The 17,508-nt window shown below is 69.1% G+C and carries 12 protein-coding genes; 6 read left to right on the forward strand and 6 right to left on the reverse strand.

The features are described from left to right. Positions 1–2: 2 nt before the first annotated feature. The 3 genes from Q9R26_RS12070 to Q9R26_RS12080 form a co-directional block, all read right to left on the reverse strand. Positions 3–1,367 (reverse strand): polysaccharide biosynthesis tyrosine autokinase, encoded by a 1,365-nt coding sequence (locus Q9R26_RS12070; protein WP_311227409.1) that lies wholly within the window; start codon positions 1,365–1,367, stop codon positions 3–5. 123 nt (positions 1,368–1,490) lie between these two features. Beyond that, positions 1,491–1,919 carry a DUF3060 domain-containing protein gene (locus tag Q9R26_RS12075; RefSeq protein WP_311227410.1) on the reverse strand — a complete coding sequence of 143 codons (429 nt, stop codon included), beginning with the start codon at positions 1,917–1,919 and terminating at the stop codon, positions 1,491–1,493. A 91-nt stretch (positions 1,920–2,010) separates the two neighbouring features. Further along, positions 2,011–4,608, reverse strand: coding sequence for a hypothetical protein (locus Q9R26_RS12080; protein ID WP_311227411.1), 2,598 nt, complete (start codon positions 4,606–4,608; stop codon positions 2,011–2,013). A gap of 902 nt (positions 4,609–5,510) precedes the next feature. Between Q9R26_RS12080 and dnaK the strand changes: the two genes are divergently transcribed. The 4 genes from dnaK to Q9R26_RS12100 all read left to right on the forward strand — a co-directional run bounded on the left by dnaK (position 5,511) and on the right by Q9R26_RS12100 (position 9,624). Then, positions 5,511–7,379 carry a molecular chaperone DnaK gene (dnaK, locus tag Q9R26_RS12085; RefSeq protein ID WP_259581453.1) on the forward strand — a complete coding sequence of 623 codons (1,869 nt, stop codon included), beginning with the start codon at positions 5,511–5,513 and terminating at the stop codon, positions 7,377–7,379. A gap of 2 nt (positions 7,380–7,381) precedes the next feature. Beyond that, a complete protein-coding gene (locus Q9R26_RS12090; protein WP_259581455.1) occupies positions 7,382–8,041 on the forward strand; it encodes a nucleotide exchange factor GrpE in 660 nt (219 codons plus the stop codon). Between the two features lie 41 nt (positions 8,042–8,082). Continuing rightward, positions 8,083–9,087 (forward strand): DnaJ C-terminal domain-containing protein, encoded by a 1,005-nt coding sequence (locus tag Q9R26_RS12095; RefSeq protein ID WP_311227412.1) that lies wholly within the window; start codon positions 8,083–8,085, stop codon positions 9,085–9,087. A gap of 126 nt (positions 9,088–9,213) precedes the next feature. Further along, complete coding sequence (locus tag Q9R26_RS12100; RefSeq protein WP_182064708.1) at positions 9,214–9,624, forward strand: heat shock protein transcriptional repressor HspR; 411 nt, start codon at positions 9,214–9,216, stop codon at positions 9,622–9,624. A gap of 65 nt (positions 9,625–9,689) precedes the next feature. Here the strand turns inward: Q9R26_RS12100 and Q9R26_RS12105 are convergent, their stop codons facing one another. Then, positions 9,690–11,615, reverse strand: coding sequence for a hypothetical protein (locus Q9R26_RS12105; RefSeq protein ID WP_311227413.1), 1,926 nt, complete (start codon positions 11,613–11,615; stop codon positions 9,690–9,692). Between the two features lie 344 nt (positions 11,616–11,959). Between Q9R26_RS12105 and Q9R26_RS12110 the strand changes: the two genes are divergently transcribed. Further along, the gene (locus tag Q9R26_RS12110) at positions 11,960–13,216 is read left to right on the forward strand and encodes a right-handed parallel beta-helix repeat-containing protein (RefSeq protein ID WP_311227414.1); all 1,257 of its coding nucleotides are present in this window, start codon (positions 11,960–11,962) and stop codon (positions 13,214–13,216) included. A gap of 51 nt (positions 13,217–13,267) precedes the next feature. Here Q9R26_RS12110 and Q9R26_RS12115 read toward each other — a convergent pair whose 3' ends face one another. Beyond that, a complete protein-coding gene (locus tag Q9R26_RS12115) occupies positions 13,268–15,328 on the reverse strand; it encodes a hypothetical protein (RefSeq protein WP_311227415.1) in 2,061 nt (686 codons plus the stop codon). Positions 15,329–15,439: 111 nt separating this feature from the next. On the opposite strand from Q9R26_RS12115, the gene Q9R26_RS12120 reads away from it, so the two are divergent. Then, positions 15,440–16,585 carry a class I SAM-dependent methyltransferase gene (locus tag Q9R26_RS12120; protein WP_182064586.1) on the forward strand — a complete coding sequence of 382 codons (1,146 nt, stop codon included), beginning with the start codon at positions 15,440–15,442 and terminating at the stop codon, positions 16,583–16,585. A gap of 63 nt (positions 16,586–16,648) precedes the next feature. Here Q9R26_RS12120 and Q9R26_RS12125 read toward each other — a convergent pair whose 3' ends face one another. Continuing rightward, a complete protein-coding gene (locus tag Q9R26_RS12125; RefSeq protein ID WP_311227416.1) occupies positions 16,649–17,479 on the reverse strand; it encodes an aldo/keto reductase in 831 nt (276 codons plus the stop codon). Positions 17,480–17,508 lie beyond the last annotated feature (29 nt).

The raw sequence follows: 17,508 nt of genomic DNA on the forward strand, positions 1-17,508 counted from the left end.
CGTCATCGTTCGGCAGTGCGGGTGCTCGTGTACTCCGAGCGGTAGTACGCGCTTCGGGATGCCTTGTGCTTGGTCTTGGTGAGGACGACGCCGTCGACCTGCTGGCCGACGCGCGCCAGCGCCTCGATCGCGAGTCGCACGTCGGACCGTTTCGTCTGGTTGGCGGCGGTGACGAGCAGCGTCGTGGACACGAGCGTGCTGACGAGCGCGGAGTCGGTGACGGCGAGGACCGGTGGCGTGTCGACCAGGACGACGTCGTGGTCGGCGGCCAGCTCGGCGAGGACGCGCGCCATCGCCTCGGACCCGATCAGTTCGCTCGGGTTCGGGGGGATCGTGCCGGCGGGCAGGACCGAGAGGCCGTCCAGCCCCCAGTCCTGCAGGACGTCGACGAGTTCGACGCGACCGACGAGCAGGTCGGTGAGCCCGACGGCGCCCTCGACGTTCATGACGGCAGCGACGTTCGGGCGGCGGAGGTCGGCGTCGACGATGACCGTCCGCATGCCGCTCTTGCTCAGAGCGATCCCGAGGTTGGCGGTGGTGGTCGTCTTGCCCTCGGACGGACGCGCACTGGTGACGGCGATGGTCGGTGCCCCACTGGTCCGCAGGAACTGGATGTTCGTCCGGAGGCTGCGGAACGCCTCCGACCGCGCCGAGTTCACCTCGTCTCGGATGATCAGCGGGTGCCGGGCGGCATCGGCGTCGAATGCGATGTCACCGACCAGCGGGACGTCGCCGTCGAGGTCCTCGCCGGAGCGGACGCGCGTGTCGACCGCAGCGCGGAGCAACGCGAGGGCCGCGCCCACTGCCAGACCACCGAACAGGCCGAGGGTGAGGTCTGCGGCCTTCCTCGGGGCGACGGGGCTCAGCGGACGGGTCGCGGGGGTCACCTCCTCCAGTCTGACGGACGGCGCCCGGTCGGCGCCGGCCGGCTCGATCTGCTGCACCACCGCTGCGAGGCTCTTGCCGATCCGTTCGGCGATCCTGGCCGCGGCGTCGGCGGACCCGTCCTGCACGGCGATCCGGATGATCACGGTGCCGGTGTCGACCGATGTCGTGACTCGGGAGGCGAGTGCCGCCGGGGTGGTGTCGAGGCCGAGCTCGTCGATGACGCCCTGCAGCACCCGGGGGGAGGTCGCGAGCTGCGTGTAGGACTTGATCTTCTGCTGCGCCGCGTTCGATCCCTGCGCGATCTCGCCCGCGGAAGCCGAGGTGTCGCCGGCAACGGACACGTAGTAGGAGGTCGACGCTTCGTACGTGGGCGGGGTGACGCTCGTGATGACGATCGATACGCCAGCTCCGAGGAGCGTTGCACCGGCGATGATCCACCAGCCCGAGAGGAGGGCGCGGATGACGGCGAGGTAGTTCAAGAGGAGCCTCCGGTCGGGATGTGGCACCAGTGTAAAACATCACATCTGAAAGAACAATACGGCGTGTAGGAGGGGACGGGAAGACTGCTCCCGTCCCCTCCTCGGTGCCGTCGGCGGTCGGACTCAGCCGGCTGGCGTGATGGTGTTCCCCTTCCCCTGGTCGTCGACCTCGGGCGCCTCCCCGTTGTAGGTGAGGGTGTTGTTCGAGCCGCTGAAGAAGACCTTCTTGGTCGACGACACGGTGATGGTGGCGTTGCTGGCCTCGACGGTGATGGTCCCGACCGAGCCGAGCGCGTACGTGCGGTCGGAGCTGATGAGGTTCGCCGCAGCGCAGTCGTCAGTCGTGATCGTCTCGTCGGACTCGGCGTTCTCGTCCCAGAGCTGCACCGCACCGTCGATGCACTTGTTGTAGACGGTCTCAGCCGCCTTCGTCGTGCTCGAGGCCGTCGGCTTCGGGTCCTTCGCTTCGGACGGGCTGCACGCCGTGACGCCGATCGCGGCGACGAGGGCGATGGATGCTGCGGCGAGGCCGCGGCGGAGCGTGGTGTTCATCGGGTTTCCTCTCCGAGGAGTTCGTTCGGCGCTGACGCCGTGCGGAAGAAGGGAGGCCCCTCCCGTCTCGTGGACGGGAGGGGCCGGGGTGCTACTTGGTGTCGGCCGGCAGCGTGAAGAGCTCGCTGCGCTCGGTCTTGCCGTTCTTGGTCAGCTCGAGGGCGAACCGGAACTCGGTCGCACCGCGGGAGACCGCGCGGTCGAAGGTCCAGTTGCCCTGCCCGTCCACCTCGAACGTGCCGGGGACGATCTGCGTGCCGGAGACGTTCAGCACGCGGTAGCTCGCGTCGGGCTCACCGGTGCCGGAGAAGGTGTTCACGACACCGGGGGTGACGGAACGGTTGGCGACGGTCACCGGAGCGAAATCCGCGGCGTTGATCGTGAACAGCTCGGACTTCTCGGTCCGGCCGTTCTTGGTCTGCTCGATCACGAAGCGGAAGTTCGGCGCGCCGTTGGAGACGACGCGGTTGAACGTCCAGTTGCCCTGGGCATCGATCTCGAACGTGCCGGGGACGATCTGGGTGCCGGAGACGTTGAGCACCCGGTAGGTCGCGCCGGGCTCACCGGTGCCGGTGAAGGTGTTCGAGCGACCCGGAGTGACCCGTTCCGGCGTCGTGACGGTCACCGGGGTGAGCGCCGCGGCGTTGATCGTGAACAGCTCGGACTTCTCGGTCTGGCCGTTCTTGGTCTGCTCGATCACGAAGCGGAAGTTCGGCGCGCCGTTGGAGACGACGCGGTTGAACGTCCAGTTGCCCTGGGCATCGATCTCGAACGTGCCGGGGACGATCTGCGTCCCGGAGACGTTGAGCACCCGGTAGGTCGCGCCGGGCTCACCGGTGCCGGTGAAGGTGTTCGAGACACCGGGGCGGACGGCGGCCGGCGTGGTGACGGTCACTGGCGCGAGGGCGGTGGCGTCGACCGTGAAGAGCTCGGACTTCGTGGTCTTGCCGTTCTTGGTCTGCTCGATCACGAAGCGGAAGTTCGGTGCGCCGTTGGAGACGACCCGGTTGAACGTCCAGTTGCCGTTCTCGTCGATGTCCAGCGTGCCGGGGACGATCTGCGTCCCGGAGACGTTGAGCACGCGGTAGGTCGCGCCGGGTTCACCGGTGCCGGTGAACGTGTTCGAGCGCCCCGGAGTGACCGAAGCCGGGCCCGAGAGGGTGATCGGCGCGAGCTCGGTGTCGCGCTCGACCGTGGCGGTGACGGTCTTGCGGTCGACCTCGACGCCGTTGACCTTCTGGACGACGGTGAGCACGTTGTCGCCGTCCTCCAGACCGGTGACAGTGATGCTCCAGGCGCCCGTCGTCTCGTCGGCGGTGGTGCGCTGGTCACCGATGGAGACCTCGGCACCCTTCGTGGCGGTCCCGGAGACGACCGCGGACATCGCGTCGTCGTCCACGGAGTCCACCGCCGCCGTGAGCGGAGCGGCGATGGTCGTCGCGGTGGTGCTGGACGTGTCGAACGCCCCCTCGACCGCCGTACCGGCGAGCGTGGTCGTCATCGAGGGCGTTCCGTCTGCGATCTCCCCTGGCGTCTCGACCTCGATGCTCCAACGGAGCAGCGACGCGTCCGGCAGGGTCCACGTGCTGCTGGTCGGCTTGAACGTGAAGGTGTAGGTCTTGCCGTCCATCGACAGGTCGCCGTTGGTGAGGGTGGCGGAACGGTTCGTCCAGTCCTCACCGGGCCGCTTGTAGGAGCCCTCGATGGTGTTCTGCCCCTCGGCGAAGGTGGTGCCCTCGGGCGCGATGAACGTCACCTGCGCATCCGGACGGGACACGTCGCCCTTGGTCTGGAACTGCGCCTCGACCTTCGTCGTCTCGCCGCGCTGCAGGGTTGCAGCTGCGCCGTCCTGCCCGACGATCGCGGCGTCGTTGATCGTGACCGTGACCGGCTTCGAGTCGACCGTGTCGTCGCCGATCTTCTGCTCCACGAGCAGGCTGTTCGGGCCCGACTCCAGGCCGGTGACCTCGAGGCTCCAGTCTCCGTCGTCGTTCGCGGTCGCGCTCTGCTCGCCGACGACGATCGTCGCGCCGGGCGTCGCCGTGCCCGTGAGGACCGCGCTGCCGTCGGCGTGGTCGATCGAGTCGACTGCAGCCGTCAGCTCACGCTGCGCGACCTCGAGATTGGTGGTCGTCTTCCCCTCGGCACGGAAGTCACCCTTCGAGCTGTCACCAGCGAACACGAAGCCCATCTGGCTCGCCCCCGCAGCAGCATCCTCGTCTGCGGTGACGTTCACCATGTACCGGTACTGCTCCGGCGCGCCGTGGTTCTCGGTCCACTTCGCGTCGAACGTGATCGTCTTGTCGTTGTTCGACAGCCGCCCATTGGTCAGCGGCATCGATGTGATCGGGCTCCAGGTTGAGCCCCCGACTGCCCTCCAGCCCGCGTCGATCCGGGTCTGCCCGTCGAACGTGGTGCCCTCCGGTGCGTTCATGACGACGGTGCCGTTCCAATTCGCGCGCGACTCGTTGTTCTGCACGATCATCGGCAGCTGCGTGCTCTCACCACGTTCCAGGTTGACCGGGCCCTGGTCGACACCGACGACGGTGCCACCCTCCACGATCGTCACCGTCAGCGGCTTCTCATCGACCTTGACGTTGTTGACCTTCTGCACGGCAGTGAAGGAGTTCGCCCCAGCGCGCAGCCCCTCGACGGTCATCGACCACTTGCCGTTGTCATCGACGTTCACGGTCTTGCTGCCGATCGAGACGGTGCCCTTCGGTGTCGCCGTCCCCGAAACCACTGCATTTCGGGCGATGTTGTTGACCCTCTGCGCAGTGACAACGAGAGCTCGGTGCACAGAGTCAGCGATTTCGTCGTAGGTAGCGAGAGAGAAACCACCTTGTCGTCCAAGTGCGATATACGATCCACCCCACGTGGTCAAACTGAATTCAAGGGATTTTGACATGCCATAGTTAGGGGCGCCGGCGCAACCTCCCCATGCCAGGTAAAGCGGATTCGATACGAGGCACTGACCTGCCGAGTTCTTGATGGGACCTGACGTGCCTGGGGCGGGGAACTCAGCCATCGTCGCACGGGACTTCGCGTCGGCGAGCGAACCTGAACTCACCCCTTCCACCCTCGCCGCAAAAGGAGTACCCGTGGTGTAATTCGCTCCAGTGATCGCCCAGTAACTGCCGTCAGCGTTTGATTTGATCACGAAGCGCCCAGACGGGCGTCCGGTGTCTGCGGTGGCAGCACCTTCACGAGAATTGATCTGTTGATGAGCAGACGCAGCCGAGGCGCCGAAGGACAACCCCGACACGATGGAGGCGGCGGCCAGCCCGGCCGCGCCCATGGACTTGAAGGCCTTCAGGGCCCTCTTCTTGTGAGACATGTGCATCTTTCAGGACAAGCCGCGCGACGGCGGCTGTGCGGGAGGGAAGCACGCGGGCGACGACGAGCGCCGCGGCATGTACATCCAGAATATCATGTGAAATACACATGAGGGCGCACCGCCACTTGCTGGGAGTTGAGTGGGCTCGACGCAACTTCTGCCTTCCTGGGTTGACGTCGCCGCGGTCCCGAGTAGAGTTGAGTCCATCGGACGCAAGTCCAACGACTTACCCCTAGCAAGAGGAGCATCACCACATGGGACGTGCAGTAGGCATCGACCTCGGAACCACCAACTCGGTCGTCAGCGTGCTCGAGGGCGGTGAGCCCACCGTCATCGCGAACGCCGAGGGCATGCGCACCACGCCGTCGATCGTGGCGTTCACGAAGGACGGCGAGGTGCTCGTCGGCGAGACCGCGAAGCGCCAGGCCGTGACGAACGTCGACCGCACCATCGCCAGCGTCAAGCGCCACATCGGCACCGACTGGACCGTCGAGATCGACGGCAAGAAGTACACGCCGCAGGAGATCTCGGCCCGGACCCTCGGCAAGCTGAAGCGCGACGCCGAGCAGTACCTCGGCGAGGACGTCACCGACGCGGTCATCACCGTGCCGGCGTACTTCAACGACGCCGAGCGCCAGGCCACGAAGGATGCCGGTGAGATCGCCGGCCTCAACGTCCTGCGCATCATCAACGAGCCGACCGCGGCCGCGCTGGCCTACGGGCTCGACAAGGGCAAGGAAGACGAGCTCATCCTGGTCTTCGACCTCGGTGGCGGCACGTTCGACGTCTCCCTGCTCGAGGTGGGCAAGGACGACGACTTCTCCACGATCCAGGTCCGCGCGACCTCCGGCGACAACCGCCTCGGCGGTGACGACTGGGACCAGCGCATCGTCGACCACCTGATCAAGAAGTTCAAGGACGAGCACGGCGTCGACCTGTCCACGGACAAGATCGCCAAGCAGCGCCTGAAGGAAGCGGCTGAGCAGGCCAAGAAGGAGCTCTCGTCGCAGATGTCGGCGAACATCCAGCTCCCGTACCTGACGCTCACCGCCGACGGCCCGCTGAACCTCGACGAGACCATCTCGCGCGCACAGTTCGAGCAGATGACCTCCGACCTGCTCGATCGCACGAAGAAGCCGTTCAACGACGTCATCAAGGAAGCCGGAGTCTCGGTCAACGACATCGCGCACGTCGTGCTCGTCGGTGGCTCGACCCGCATGCCCGCCGTGGCCGAGGTCGTCAAGTCGCTGACCGGCGGCAAGTCGCCGAACCAGGGCGTCAACCCGGACGAGGTCGTCGCCGTGGGCGCCGCGCTGCAGGCCGGCGTGCTGAAGGGCGAGCGCAAGGACGTCCTGCTCATCGACGTCACGCCGCTGTCGCTCGGCATCGAGACCAAGGGCGGCCTGATGACGAAGCTCATCGACCGCAACACCGCGATCCCGACCAAGCGGAGCGAGACCTTCACGACCGCTGACGACAACCAGCCGTCGGTCGCGATCCAGGTCTTCCAGGGCGAGCGTGAGTTCACCCGCGACAACAAGCCGCTCGGCACCTTCGAGCTCACCGGCATCGCGCCGGCTCCCCGTGGTGTGCCGCAGGTCGAGGTCACGTTCGACATCGACGCCAACGGCATCGTGCACGTGTCCGCGAAGGACAAGGGCACGGGCAAGGAGCAGTCGATGGTCATCTCCGGCGGCTCGTCGCTGCCGAAGGAGGACATCGAGCGCATGGTCCGCGAGGCCGAGGAGCACGCCGCCGAGGACAAGGCCCGTCGCGAGGCCAACGAGCGTCGCAACCAGGCCGAGCAGCTCGTCTACTCGATCGAGAAGCTCATCAAGGAGAACGACGAGAAGCTCCCCGCGGACGTCAAGTCCGAAGTGCAGGCCGACGTCGACGCGCTCAAGTCCGCACTCGCGGGCGAGGACGACGACGCCGTGAAGACCGCCTTCGACAAGCTCAACGAGTCGCAGGGCAAGCTCGGTCAGGCGATCTACTCGCAGCAGGACGCGGGCGCCGCGGCCGGTGGCGAGCAGCCCACCGCCGACGGCCAGGCGCAGGCGGACGACGAGGACATCGTCGACGCCGAGGTCGTGGACGACGAGGACGACAAGGACAAGAAGTAACGATGACGGATCCCAAGGACAACGTGCCCGAGGAGAGCGAGCCCCAGGTCGAAGGCGACGCCACCAACGCGCAGGAGCCCGAGGACCTCATCGAGGCGGAGGGGCCCGACGTCGAAGTGCCGACGGACGGCCCCGCCGCCGGGGGCCCGGCTGCGGACGCGGCGAACGACCTCTCCCCGGAGGACGAGGCCCTGCTCGCCGACGCCGCCCGCGGCATCGCCGAGGACAAGCTGAGCACCGAGGACCGCGACCTGGTCGCCGAGATGCGTGCGGACATGCTCCGTGCGCAGGCCGAGCTGGTGAACTTCCGGAAGCGCGTCGAGCGTGACCGCGAGGCCAACCGCGAGGTCGCCATCGCCGAGGTCGTCCGGGCACTGCTCCCCGCGCTCGACGACCTCACCCGTGCCGAGGCTCACGGTGACCTCGCCGAGGGTCCGATGCAGGTCATCGGCCAGAAGATCCGCGGGGGCTTCGAGAAGTTCAAGCTCGTGCAGATCGGCGAGAAGGGCGAGGCGTTCGACCCGAACATCCACGAGGCGATCGTCCAGCTCCCCACACCGGGCGCCACCGGACAGACCGTCGCGGACGTCGTCGAGCCGGGCTACAAGCTCGGTGAGCGCGTGCTCCGCGCGGCCAAGGTCGCGGTGGCGGTCCCGGCCTGAGCCGGGTCCCCGTGGCGACGACAGAAGAAGGCAGGTGATCCATGGCCAGTCAGGATTGGTTCGACAAGGACTTCTACAAGGTCCTCGGCGTGTCCAAGGACGCCTCCGACGCCGAGCTGAAGAAGACGTACCGGAAGCTCGCGCGGCAGTTCCACCCGGACTCCAACCCGGGTGACGCCGCCGCCGAGAACCGATTCAAGGAGATCAGTGAGGCGTACTCGGTGCTCTCCGACAAGGAGCAGCGTCAGGAGTACGACCAGGTCCGTGCCATGGGGTCCGGCGCTCGCTTCACCGCGGGTGGCGGAGGCCAAGGCGGGTTCGAGGACGTCTTCGGCGGGATGTTCGGGCAGCAGGGCGGCGGTGGACAGCGCGTCCGCTTCGGCCAGGGCGGCGCGGGCGGTGCCGGGGGGTTCGAGGACGTCCTCGGCGGGATGTTCGGCGGCGGCGGTGGCTTCGGTCAGACCTCCGGCGGCTACCGCGGCTTCGGCGGGCCGACGAAGGGTCGTGACGTCACGGCGTCGACGACCCTCGACTTCACGACGGCCATCGCCGGTGACACCGTCAAGCTGTCGCAGGGCAACGGCCGGCCGGTGAACGTCCGGATCCCCGCGGGGGTCGCGGACGGGCAGAAGATCCGATTGCGCGGGCGCGGCGAACCCTCGCCCGACGGCGGGGAGTCCGGTGACCTCGTGGTCCAGGTGTCGGTGCGCAAGCACCCGGTCTTCGAGCGCGACGGGCTCAACCTGCGCGTGGACGTCCCCGTGACGTTCACCGAGGCGGCGCTCGGCGCGACGATCGAGGTGCCGACGCTCGGTGGCTCGCCCGTGAAGCTCAAGGTCGCTCCCGGCACACCGTCGGGTCGCGTCCTGCGCGTCAAGGGCCGCGGCGTCACGACCAAGAACGGCACGGGTGACCTGCTCGCGACCGTCCAGGTCGCGGTGCCGTCCCACCTGTCGGACAAGCAGCGCGAGGCCGTCGAGGCGCTCGCAGCCGCTCTGCCCGACGAGAACCCTCGCGAGGACCTCCTCGCGAAAGCGCGTGACTAGCGTCACGCCAGCACAGCAGTAGACCCGGTCTGGAGGAACGGTGCGGCTCCGTCAGGAAGCCGCACCGTTCCTCCAGACTGGTTCCAGGACCCCGCGGACGACGGAAAGGAACGCGCCATGACCGACATGGACGAGAACTCGCCCGTCTTCGCGATCGCGGTGGCGGCGGAGCTCGCCGAGATGCACCCGCAGACGCTGCGCCAGTACGACCGGCTCGGCCTGGTCGTGCCGGGGCGCACCCGTGGTGGGTCCCGCCGCTACTCCATGCGCGACGTCGCGCAGCTGCGCGAGATCGCGCGCCTCGGCTCCGAGGGGGTGTCGCTGGAGGGGATCCGGCGGGTGCTCGACCTGGAGAACGAGAACAAGGAACTCCGCGACCGGGTGCGCGAGCTCGAGTCGGCGTTGGCCGACCAGCTCATCAACCGTCCCGGTGCGCGCGTGTTCGCGGCGACGACGACGGGGGCTGCGGTGTCGCTGCGCGCCGGCGCACGACCCCAGCGGAACACGCAGATCGTCCTCTACCGCGGGCCGCGCTGACGGCTCTGTGCGGACACGTCGCCCCCGGGATCGCCGATCCCGGGGGCGAACTGTGCGCGCGGTGATCAGCGGGTGTTCGCGTACACCGTGTAGAGCGACGACGTGTACTGCACGCCGGACACCGAGACCTCGAGCTTGAACTCGAACTTCGTTGCGCCACGCGACACGGCGCGCTGGAAGCTCCAGTCACCGTCCTCGGACACCGCGACCGTCCCCGGCACGATCTGCGTCCCCGAGGCGTTGAGCACGCGCATGGTCGCGCCGGCCGGACCGGAGCCCTGGAACGTGTTCACCTCGCCCGGGTCGACCGCGCGTGTGTCGACGATGATCGGATCGAGGCCCTCGTTCGCGTCGATGCTGAACAGGTCGGAGGTCTCCGGGCCCTGATCGTCCTTCGTCTGCTCGATCACGAACTCGAACTTGATCGCGCCGGCTGTCACCACGCGGTCGAAGCTCCAGTTGCCGTCCTCGTCGACCGTGCGGGTACCCGGCACGATCTGCGTCCCCGACGCGTTGAGCACGCGGTACGACGCCCCCGGTTCGCCGGTGCCGGAGAACCGGTTCGAGACCCCGGGGATCACGGTCTCCGGACCGGAGAGACGCGCGGGCGTCAGGCGTCCGGTCGCGCCCGGGTTGATGGTGACCTCGGCGACCGTGGTGTTCGCGCCCTTCGACTGCTGGACGACCCGGAGCACGTGCTCGGCGCGGTCGAGGTCGTCCGTCTCGACGAACCAGCGACCGCTCGGCAGGACGCCCTCGTCGCTCCGGCCGACGACGCGGTCCTCGTCGCCGGACACGTCGAGGACCTCGACGGAGGATCCCGGCTCTCCACCGCCCGACATCGAGACCGGGCCACCGCGGTGCGCGTCGCCGTCCTCAGGGGTGCTGATGCTGACCGCTGCGCCGTAGTCGACGTCACGTTCCACCTCGTGCTCGGTGTCGCGCGCGCCGTCGATGAACTGCGCCCCCGTCACCCGGAGCACCCCGCCGGTCCCCGGAGCCGGGATCGTGATGCTCCAGGAACCGTCGTCCGGGTCGGCGGTGGCGGACGTACCGAGCTGGGCTCCCGTCGGACCGAAGAGCCGGACCTCGGCACCGGGCTGTGCCGTGCCGAAGGCGGTCGCGGGTTCGGTGCGCTCGTCGGGCTCGATGGTCGTCTCCATCGTCAACGGCGCGGCCGTGACGGTGACGTCGAGGTCGGCCGTGGCGGTGCGTTCGGTGCCCTCGTACTGCTCGAGGGCGAGCGTGCTCGTGCCGAGCGGCAGGTTCGTCACCCGTGCGCTCCACCGCCCGTCGGCGTCGATCCGCTGCGGGTTCCGACCGTCGATCAGCACGGTGGCCGACGGCGTCCCGGTGCCGGAGAGCTGCGCGCTGCGGGACAGGACGTCGACCGAGGCGACTGACGCGCTGAAGGACGGGACGAAGTCCTCGATCGTGGGGACACGGTCGGCGACGTTCTGTGACTGCAGCCGCATCACGCCGTCCGTGTTGAACAGGCCGAGGAAACCGCGGTTGTACGTCGACTGCAGGCCGGTGCCGACGGGGTTGTTCGAGCCCGAGTTCGCAGCCGTCCGGAACCGTTGCTTGGCGTCCCCGGGCTCGCACGTCTCGAGGGTGACCGGGGAGGAGCTGGTGATCGATGCGGTGCCGGCCGTCAGGCAGAGCTCCGGCGCGGAGACCGGGCGGACGGTGGTGACCGCGCCGGGGGCGGGGATGACCCACCGCACGGCGGCGGCCCGGGCGGCTTGGAGGGTGCGGGTGCGGTTCGCCGGGAGTTCCTGCCCGGCGGCCACGACCGTCGGTGAGCCGAAGGTCGGCGTCGTCGGGTCGCCGGCGAAGGCGGACGTCTCCGTCACCAGGGGACCGACCAGGGTGGGGACTGTCTCGTGCGTCGATGCGGCCTGTGCCGGTGTCAGGCCGGCAGCAGCGATCGTCAGGGCCGTCAACCCTGCGGCACCGACTGCCGTGATCGAACGGGGTGTTCTCGTCATGCGTTCGTCTTCCTCGTCACTGAGTCCGGATCGACAGGTGCCGAGCCGGGCCGGCTCTGCCGGCTACGGGCAACATATCAGACGTGAAGCTTCATCGACGATGGTGCGCATTGCCGATACGGGATGGGCCTGCCGCGACATGTGGAGTGTTCGAACGAGCGGTGTTCGTGCCCCTACGGTGGGGAGGCGACCCACGGCGACCCCGCCTGGTCGAGTGTCTTCGGGGAGGGGCCATGCGCAGCCGAACACCGGGCGGTGGCCCTGCGAGCAGCTGCACCGTTCGCCGCCGCACGCTGTTGACGGCGGCCGCGGCGCTGGCGGGTGGAGCTGCGCTCCTGGGTGCGGTGGGGAGGACGACCGCGACGAGAGCCGCCGACGACGCTGACCAGGACGTCCTGCAGGACGCGCTGCGGGCCGTTCCCCTCGGCGGTGCGATCGTCATCGACCGCGAGTGGGTGCGTTCCCGGAGTCTCGTGGTGGACCGCCCCGTCCGCATCCGGTTCACCGAGGAAGGACGCATCAGGATGGTCACCACGGCCACCGCAGTGGTCGTCACGGCGTCCGGTGTCGAGATCGACGATGCCGACATCCGCGGAGTCGGCAGCGAGAGTGGGGGCGAGGGCCACGGGATCGCCGTCATGGGTGACCGGCTGGCACCACTCCGCGGGGTCGTGGTGCGAGGCGGTCGGTTCCGTGACCTGCCGCACGACGGCGTCCACCTCGAGTACTGCGATCACTTCCGGGTGACCGGGACGACGATGGACCGTGTCGGGTACGCGGGGGTGCTCGGCGTCGGTGTGGTGGACGGGGTCATCGACCGCAACCGGGTGTCCGACGTCCGGCAGCCCCGGGGTCGCGTGAACTCGTACGGGATCGCGCTGACCCGGGATGCGACCGCGACGCCCGACGTCACGCGGCGGTCGGCGCGTGTCCGGGTCGTGGACAACCACGTCAGCGGCGTCCCGGCGTGGGAGGGCATCGACACCCATGCCGGCGAGGGCATCGAGATCCGCGGGAACGTCGTCACGGCGTGCCGCGTGGGCATCGCGGCCGTACCGTCGAAGGACCCCGACGACCGGACGCAGACGAGTGTTGCCCCGATCGACCTGGTGATCGCCGACAACGTCGTCACGCGCGGGCCCGGGCTGCCCGCAGGCTCCGGGATCCTGGTCAGCGGTGCCGGCACGACCATCGGATCGACGCGTCCCCGCGCGACCGGACGGGTCATCGGGAACGTCGTGACCGGATACGGAGGCGGCGGCGAAGCAGGCATCCTGGTCAAGCTGACGCATGGCATGGTGCTCGACGGCAACCGCGTGCGGTCCAGGGTCGACAACGCGATCTGCCTCGTCCACTCGAATGCGGCCGCGGTCGCCCGGAACAACTCCGTCCGTGGTGTGAGCGGCACCCGCGTCGGCGTGAACATCCGTGCCGGTGCGAACGACGGATCCATCCACCACAACGCCTTCGCGGTGACGCAACCCGCGCTGGCGGTCGCGGTGCGGTTCGGAGATCCGGACAACCGGTTCCACGTGTCGGACAACGACTGGGGCAACGCTCGGGTAGACCTCGCGCGCGGCGGCGCGGTCGTGACGAGCTGAAAACGGCGACGGGCCCGGCCGGGGAGGTGCACCACGGCCGGGCCCGCCCCGTCAGGATGCGCGGATGCTGAACACGCGGCTGGTGGCGACGGTGCCGTCGAGTGTCTGTTCGATGACGAAGTTGAACTTCGTGGCGCCCGTGGAGACGACGCGCTGGAAGCTCCAGTCGCCGTCCTCGTCCGCGGTGACGGTGCCGGGGACGATCTGTGTGCCCCACGCGTTGCGGACGCGGATCGAGGCGTTCGGGGTGGCGGTGCCGGTGAACGTGTTCAGGACGCCCGGGGAGACCGACGACGTCGCGACCGATGCATCCCGGAGGGCTGCCGCCGCCGCGATGCTGAACACGCGGCTGGTGTCGACGGTGCCGTCGAGTGTCTGTTCGATGACGAAGTCGAACTTCGTGGCGCCCGTGGAGACGACGCGCTGGAAGCTCCAGTCGCCGTCCTCGTCCGCGGTGACGGTGCCGGGGACGATCTGTGTGCCCCAGGCGTTGCGGACGCGGATCGAGGCGTTCGGGGTGGCGGTGCCGGTGAAGGTGTTCAGGGCGCCGGCCGAGACGGCCGTCGTCTGCACCGTGGCCGGTTCGATCGGCTGGGTCTCGTCCGTCGCGGGGGTGAAGGCGATGTCCTGCATGACCGAGGTCCGGCCGTCGGCCGTCGTCTGCGTGAAGGTCACCTCGTACCCGTCGCGGCTGGACAGCTCGGCGGACGCCGACCACGCGGCGATGCCGGAGCGGGTCTGTGCCGCCCGGGCACGGAAGAGCTCCGCGCCGTGCTGGTCCGTCGCGACGACCGTGGCGCCTGCCTCGGCGGAGCCGCTGAACCGACGTGTGCCGGGCGTGTAGTCGTTCTGCTGATGGATGCCGTCGACCTGCAGCAGGCGCGGGAGTGCCAGGCGTTCGGACGTCGCGGAGTAGTGCTGCCCGTTGAAGGCGAGCGCGACGAGGTCGAGTTGTCGCCCGGTGTGCGCCTGGCCGATCGTGAAGCTCCACCCGGCCGTGTCGGGACGGATGTGCGCGACGACGACATCGCCGTCGAGCACCTGCAGCCCGGCCGTCCTCTTGACGTCGCCGACGAGCTGGATCGATCCGTTCGGCAGGACGTTGACGTCGCGGACACCCGGCGCCTCGACGTCCGGGTCGACGGCGAGCGGCAGGAGTTCGGCCCGTGTCGCGGGGGACTCGGAGCCGTCCTCGGAGATCCCGACGACCTCGAGCGTGGCACCGAGGTGCTCCTGCGGGACCGTCGCCACGAACTCCCCGTCGACGACCCGTGTCTCCCCGACCCTCGTGCCGCTGCCGGCGCGCACCTCGACAGCGACCGTCCGGTCGTCGACCGCGCCCCACAGGGTGAAGTCCCCGTCGAGGCGGCGCTCCGACGGCTGCACCTGCGGAGCAGCAGGGGTCGCACCGGTGCCTTCCGAGAAGACCACCCGTTCGATCGTGCTCTTCCGGCCGTCCGGCAGCGTCTGGCTGAAGGTGATCGTGTGGTCGCCCGCGGTCAGGTCGGCTTCGGCGCTCCAGGTACCGACGGCCGAGCGGGCCGACGGGACCTCGGTCCTGAAGAGCGTGGTACCCGTGACGGTGTCCGTCGCGGTGATCGTCGCGCCGACGGTCGCCGTGCCCTCGAACCGCTTCGGGCCCGGGACGAACCGGTTCTCCGCCCGCAGTCCGTCGACCCGGAGCGTGCGCGGGAGCGGGATGCGCTCCGTCCGTGTCGCCGTGCCGTCGGCTGCGATGTGGACGCGGACGAGGTCGAGACCCGTGTCGCGGTACTTGTCGAGGGCGCGGAGGAGGAACAAGCCCTGGCCGCCGGCCCATCGGCTGACCGTCTCGTCCCCGTCGAGCAGGTACACGTCGTCGGTCCCCGCGAACCCCGTCACCGCGCGTGAACCGGCGAACGTGTCCTCGATCCTCGAGATGGCGGGGGACTCGAGCAGGGGGTCGACCGGGAGGTCGGGGACGAACACCGCGTCGGACGCGGACGGTCGGGACGAGGTCGGGGCGTCCGCGCTCGCGGCGGTCGCCACGTCGGGGGTCAGGACGCCGAAGGCGAGTGATGCGGTGACGATGCCGCAGGCGACTGCGGCGCTCCGGAACGGAGAGGGTGTCATGGGGGCTCCTTGGGTAGGGAATGTCCAGAATATTGACATGTCGTATACGTACACAGTGAACATGCCGAGTGCGATGCCCACGACGCAGCGACGCCCGGATACGCTGACGCGGTGCCCGACTTCGCCGACCTCTTCCGCCGCCGCGACGACTCCGCCCCGGACCTCATCGCGATCGACGGCACCGACCGGTTCCTCATCGACGAGGCCCCGCACGTGCACGGCGACGCGCTCCGGCAGCCCGGAGAGGTGGCGGTCGTCGACGACCGTCACGGCGTCCTGACCCTCGGGCTCATCACGCAGTACGGCGCGTCGAACCTCCGGGTCGTGCAGGACTCGCTCGTCGGCCAACGGGCGCTCGAGGCGAACGCCGGGACGTTCGGGCTGCGCGGCTTCCACCACCCGGACACGCTCGAGGACGCCTTCCGCGACGTCCGGCTCGTCGTGCTGCGGCTGTCGAAGTCGCACGACCGTCTGGACGAGATCGCCCGAGCCGTCGCCCGGTTCGCGGCGCCCGACGTCGTCCTGCTGTGCGGCGGCAACGTGAAGTACATGCACGTGTCGCAGAACGACGTGCTGCGTCGGTCGTTCGGCGAGGTCACCGCGTCGCGGGGCCGCGGCAAGTCGCGCCTGCTCATCGCGCAGGACCCGCTGCGTGCCCAGGCGAACCGTGCTGCGGTCACGAACCCGTGGCCCAGGTCGGTGCACGTCGACGACCTCGGCATGACCCTGGTCGCCCACGGCGGCGTGTTCGCTGGCACTTCGCTCGACCAGGGCACGCGGGTCCTGCTCGACGAGGTCGACGCCGCGGTACCGAGTGCCCGGACCGTCGTCGACCTGGGCAGCGGCAACGGCGTGATCGCCGCGGCCGTCGCCCTCCGGCGGCCCGCGGTCCGGGTGGTCGCGACCGACGTGTCGCGGATCGCCGTCGAGTCGACGCGGGCGACGGCGGAGGCGAACGGGGTGGGCGACCGGGTGACCGTGGTGCAGACCGACGCGGGGGACGAGCTCGGGAGCGGTTCCGCCCAGCTGGTGCTGTGCAACCCGCCCTTCCACGCCGACACGACGGTGACCACCGACGCTGCCGAAGCCATGTTCCGGAACGCGGCCACGATCCTCCAGGCCGGCGGGGAACTGTGGTGCGTCTGGAACTCCCACCTGCGGTACCGACCCGTGCTGGAACGACTCGTGGGTCCGACGCGACAGGTCGTGCGGACCGCGAAGTTCACCGTCACGGCGTCGGTCGCGACCTCCCGGTGACGACGAGAGCCGCCCGGGGTGACCCCGGGCGGCTCTCGTCGTGTGGCGCGGTGCCGGGACCGATCAGGCCGGCACGTAGTCGAACGTGTCGGGGTCCGGACCGGTGCGGTGGCCCTTGTCGAGGCCGGAGATGTCGGTCATGTCCTCGTCGGAGAGCTCGAAGTCGAAGATCGCGAAGTTCTCCTCGACCCGGGCACGGGTGACCGACTTCGGGAACACGATGTCACCGCGCTGGATGTGCCAGCGGAGGACGACCTGTGCCGGGGACTTGCCGACCGAGCCCGCGATGCGGGTGATCGTCTCGTCGTCCAGGACCAGGCCCTGCGCGATCGGGGACCATGCCTCGGTGGCGATGCCGAGTTCGCGGTTGACGGCGCGGAGCTCGTCCTGCACGAGGTACGGGTGCACCTCGATCTGGTTCACCGACGGCGGGACGTCGGTCTCGGCACGCAGGCGGTGCAGGTGGTGCGCCTGGAAGTTGGAGACGCCGATCGAGCGGGCGGTGCCGTCGTGGTACAGCGTTTCGAGGGCCTTCCACGTCGGGACGAAGTCCGAGACGGTGGGGAGCGGCCAGTGGATGAGGAACAGGTCGGTGTAGCCGCCGAGCAGGTCGGCCGACTTCTTGCCGTTCTCCAGCGCAGCCTCGGGGGCGTGGAAGCCGTTGTTCAGCTTGGAGGTGACGAAGATCTCGGAACGGTCGATGCCGGACTCGGCGATCGCCTCGCCGACCTCCTTCTCGTTGCCGTACATCTCGGCGGTGTCGATGTGGCGGTAGCCGACCTCGAGCGCGGCCAGGGTGGCGGCCTTCGTCTCGGAGGGGTCGATCTGGAAGACACCGAAGCCGAGCTGCGGGATGGTCTTGCCGTCGTTCAGGGTGATGTTCGGAACGGTCATGACCCCATGCAACCAAACGTCCCTCAGCG

Origin of the sequence: Curtobacterium sp. BRB10 (assembly GCF_031844325.1) — a bacterium.
Classification (GTDB): Bacteria; Actinomycetota; Actinomycetes; order Actinomycetales; family Microbacteriaceae; genus Curtobacterium; species Curtobacterium poinsettiae_A.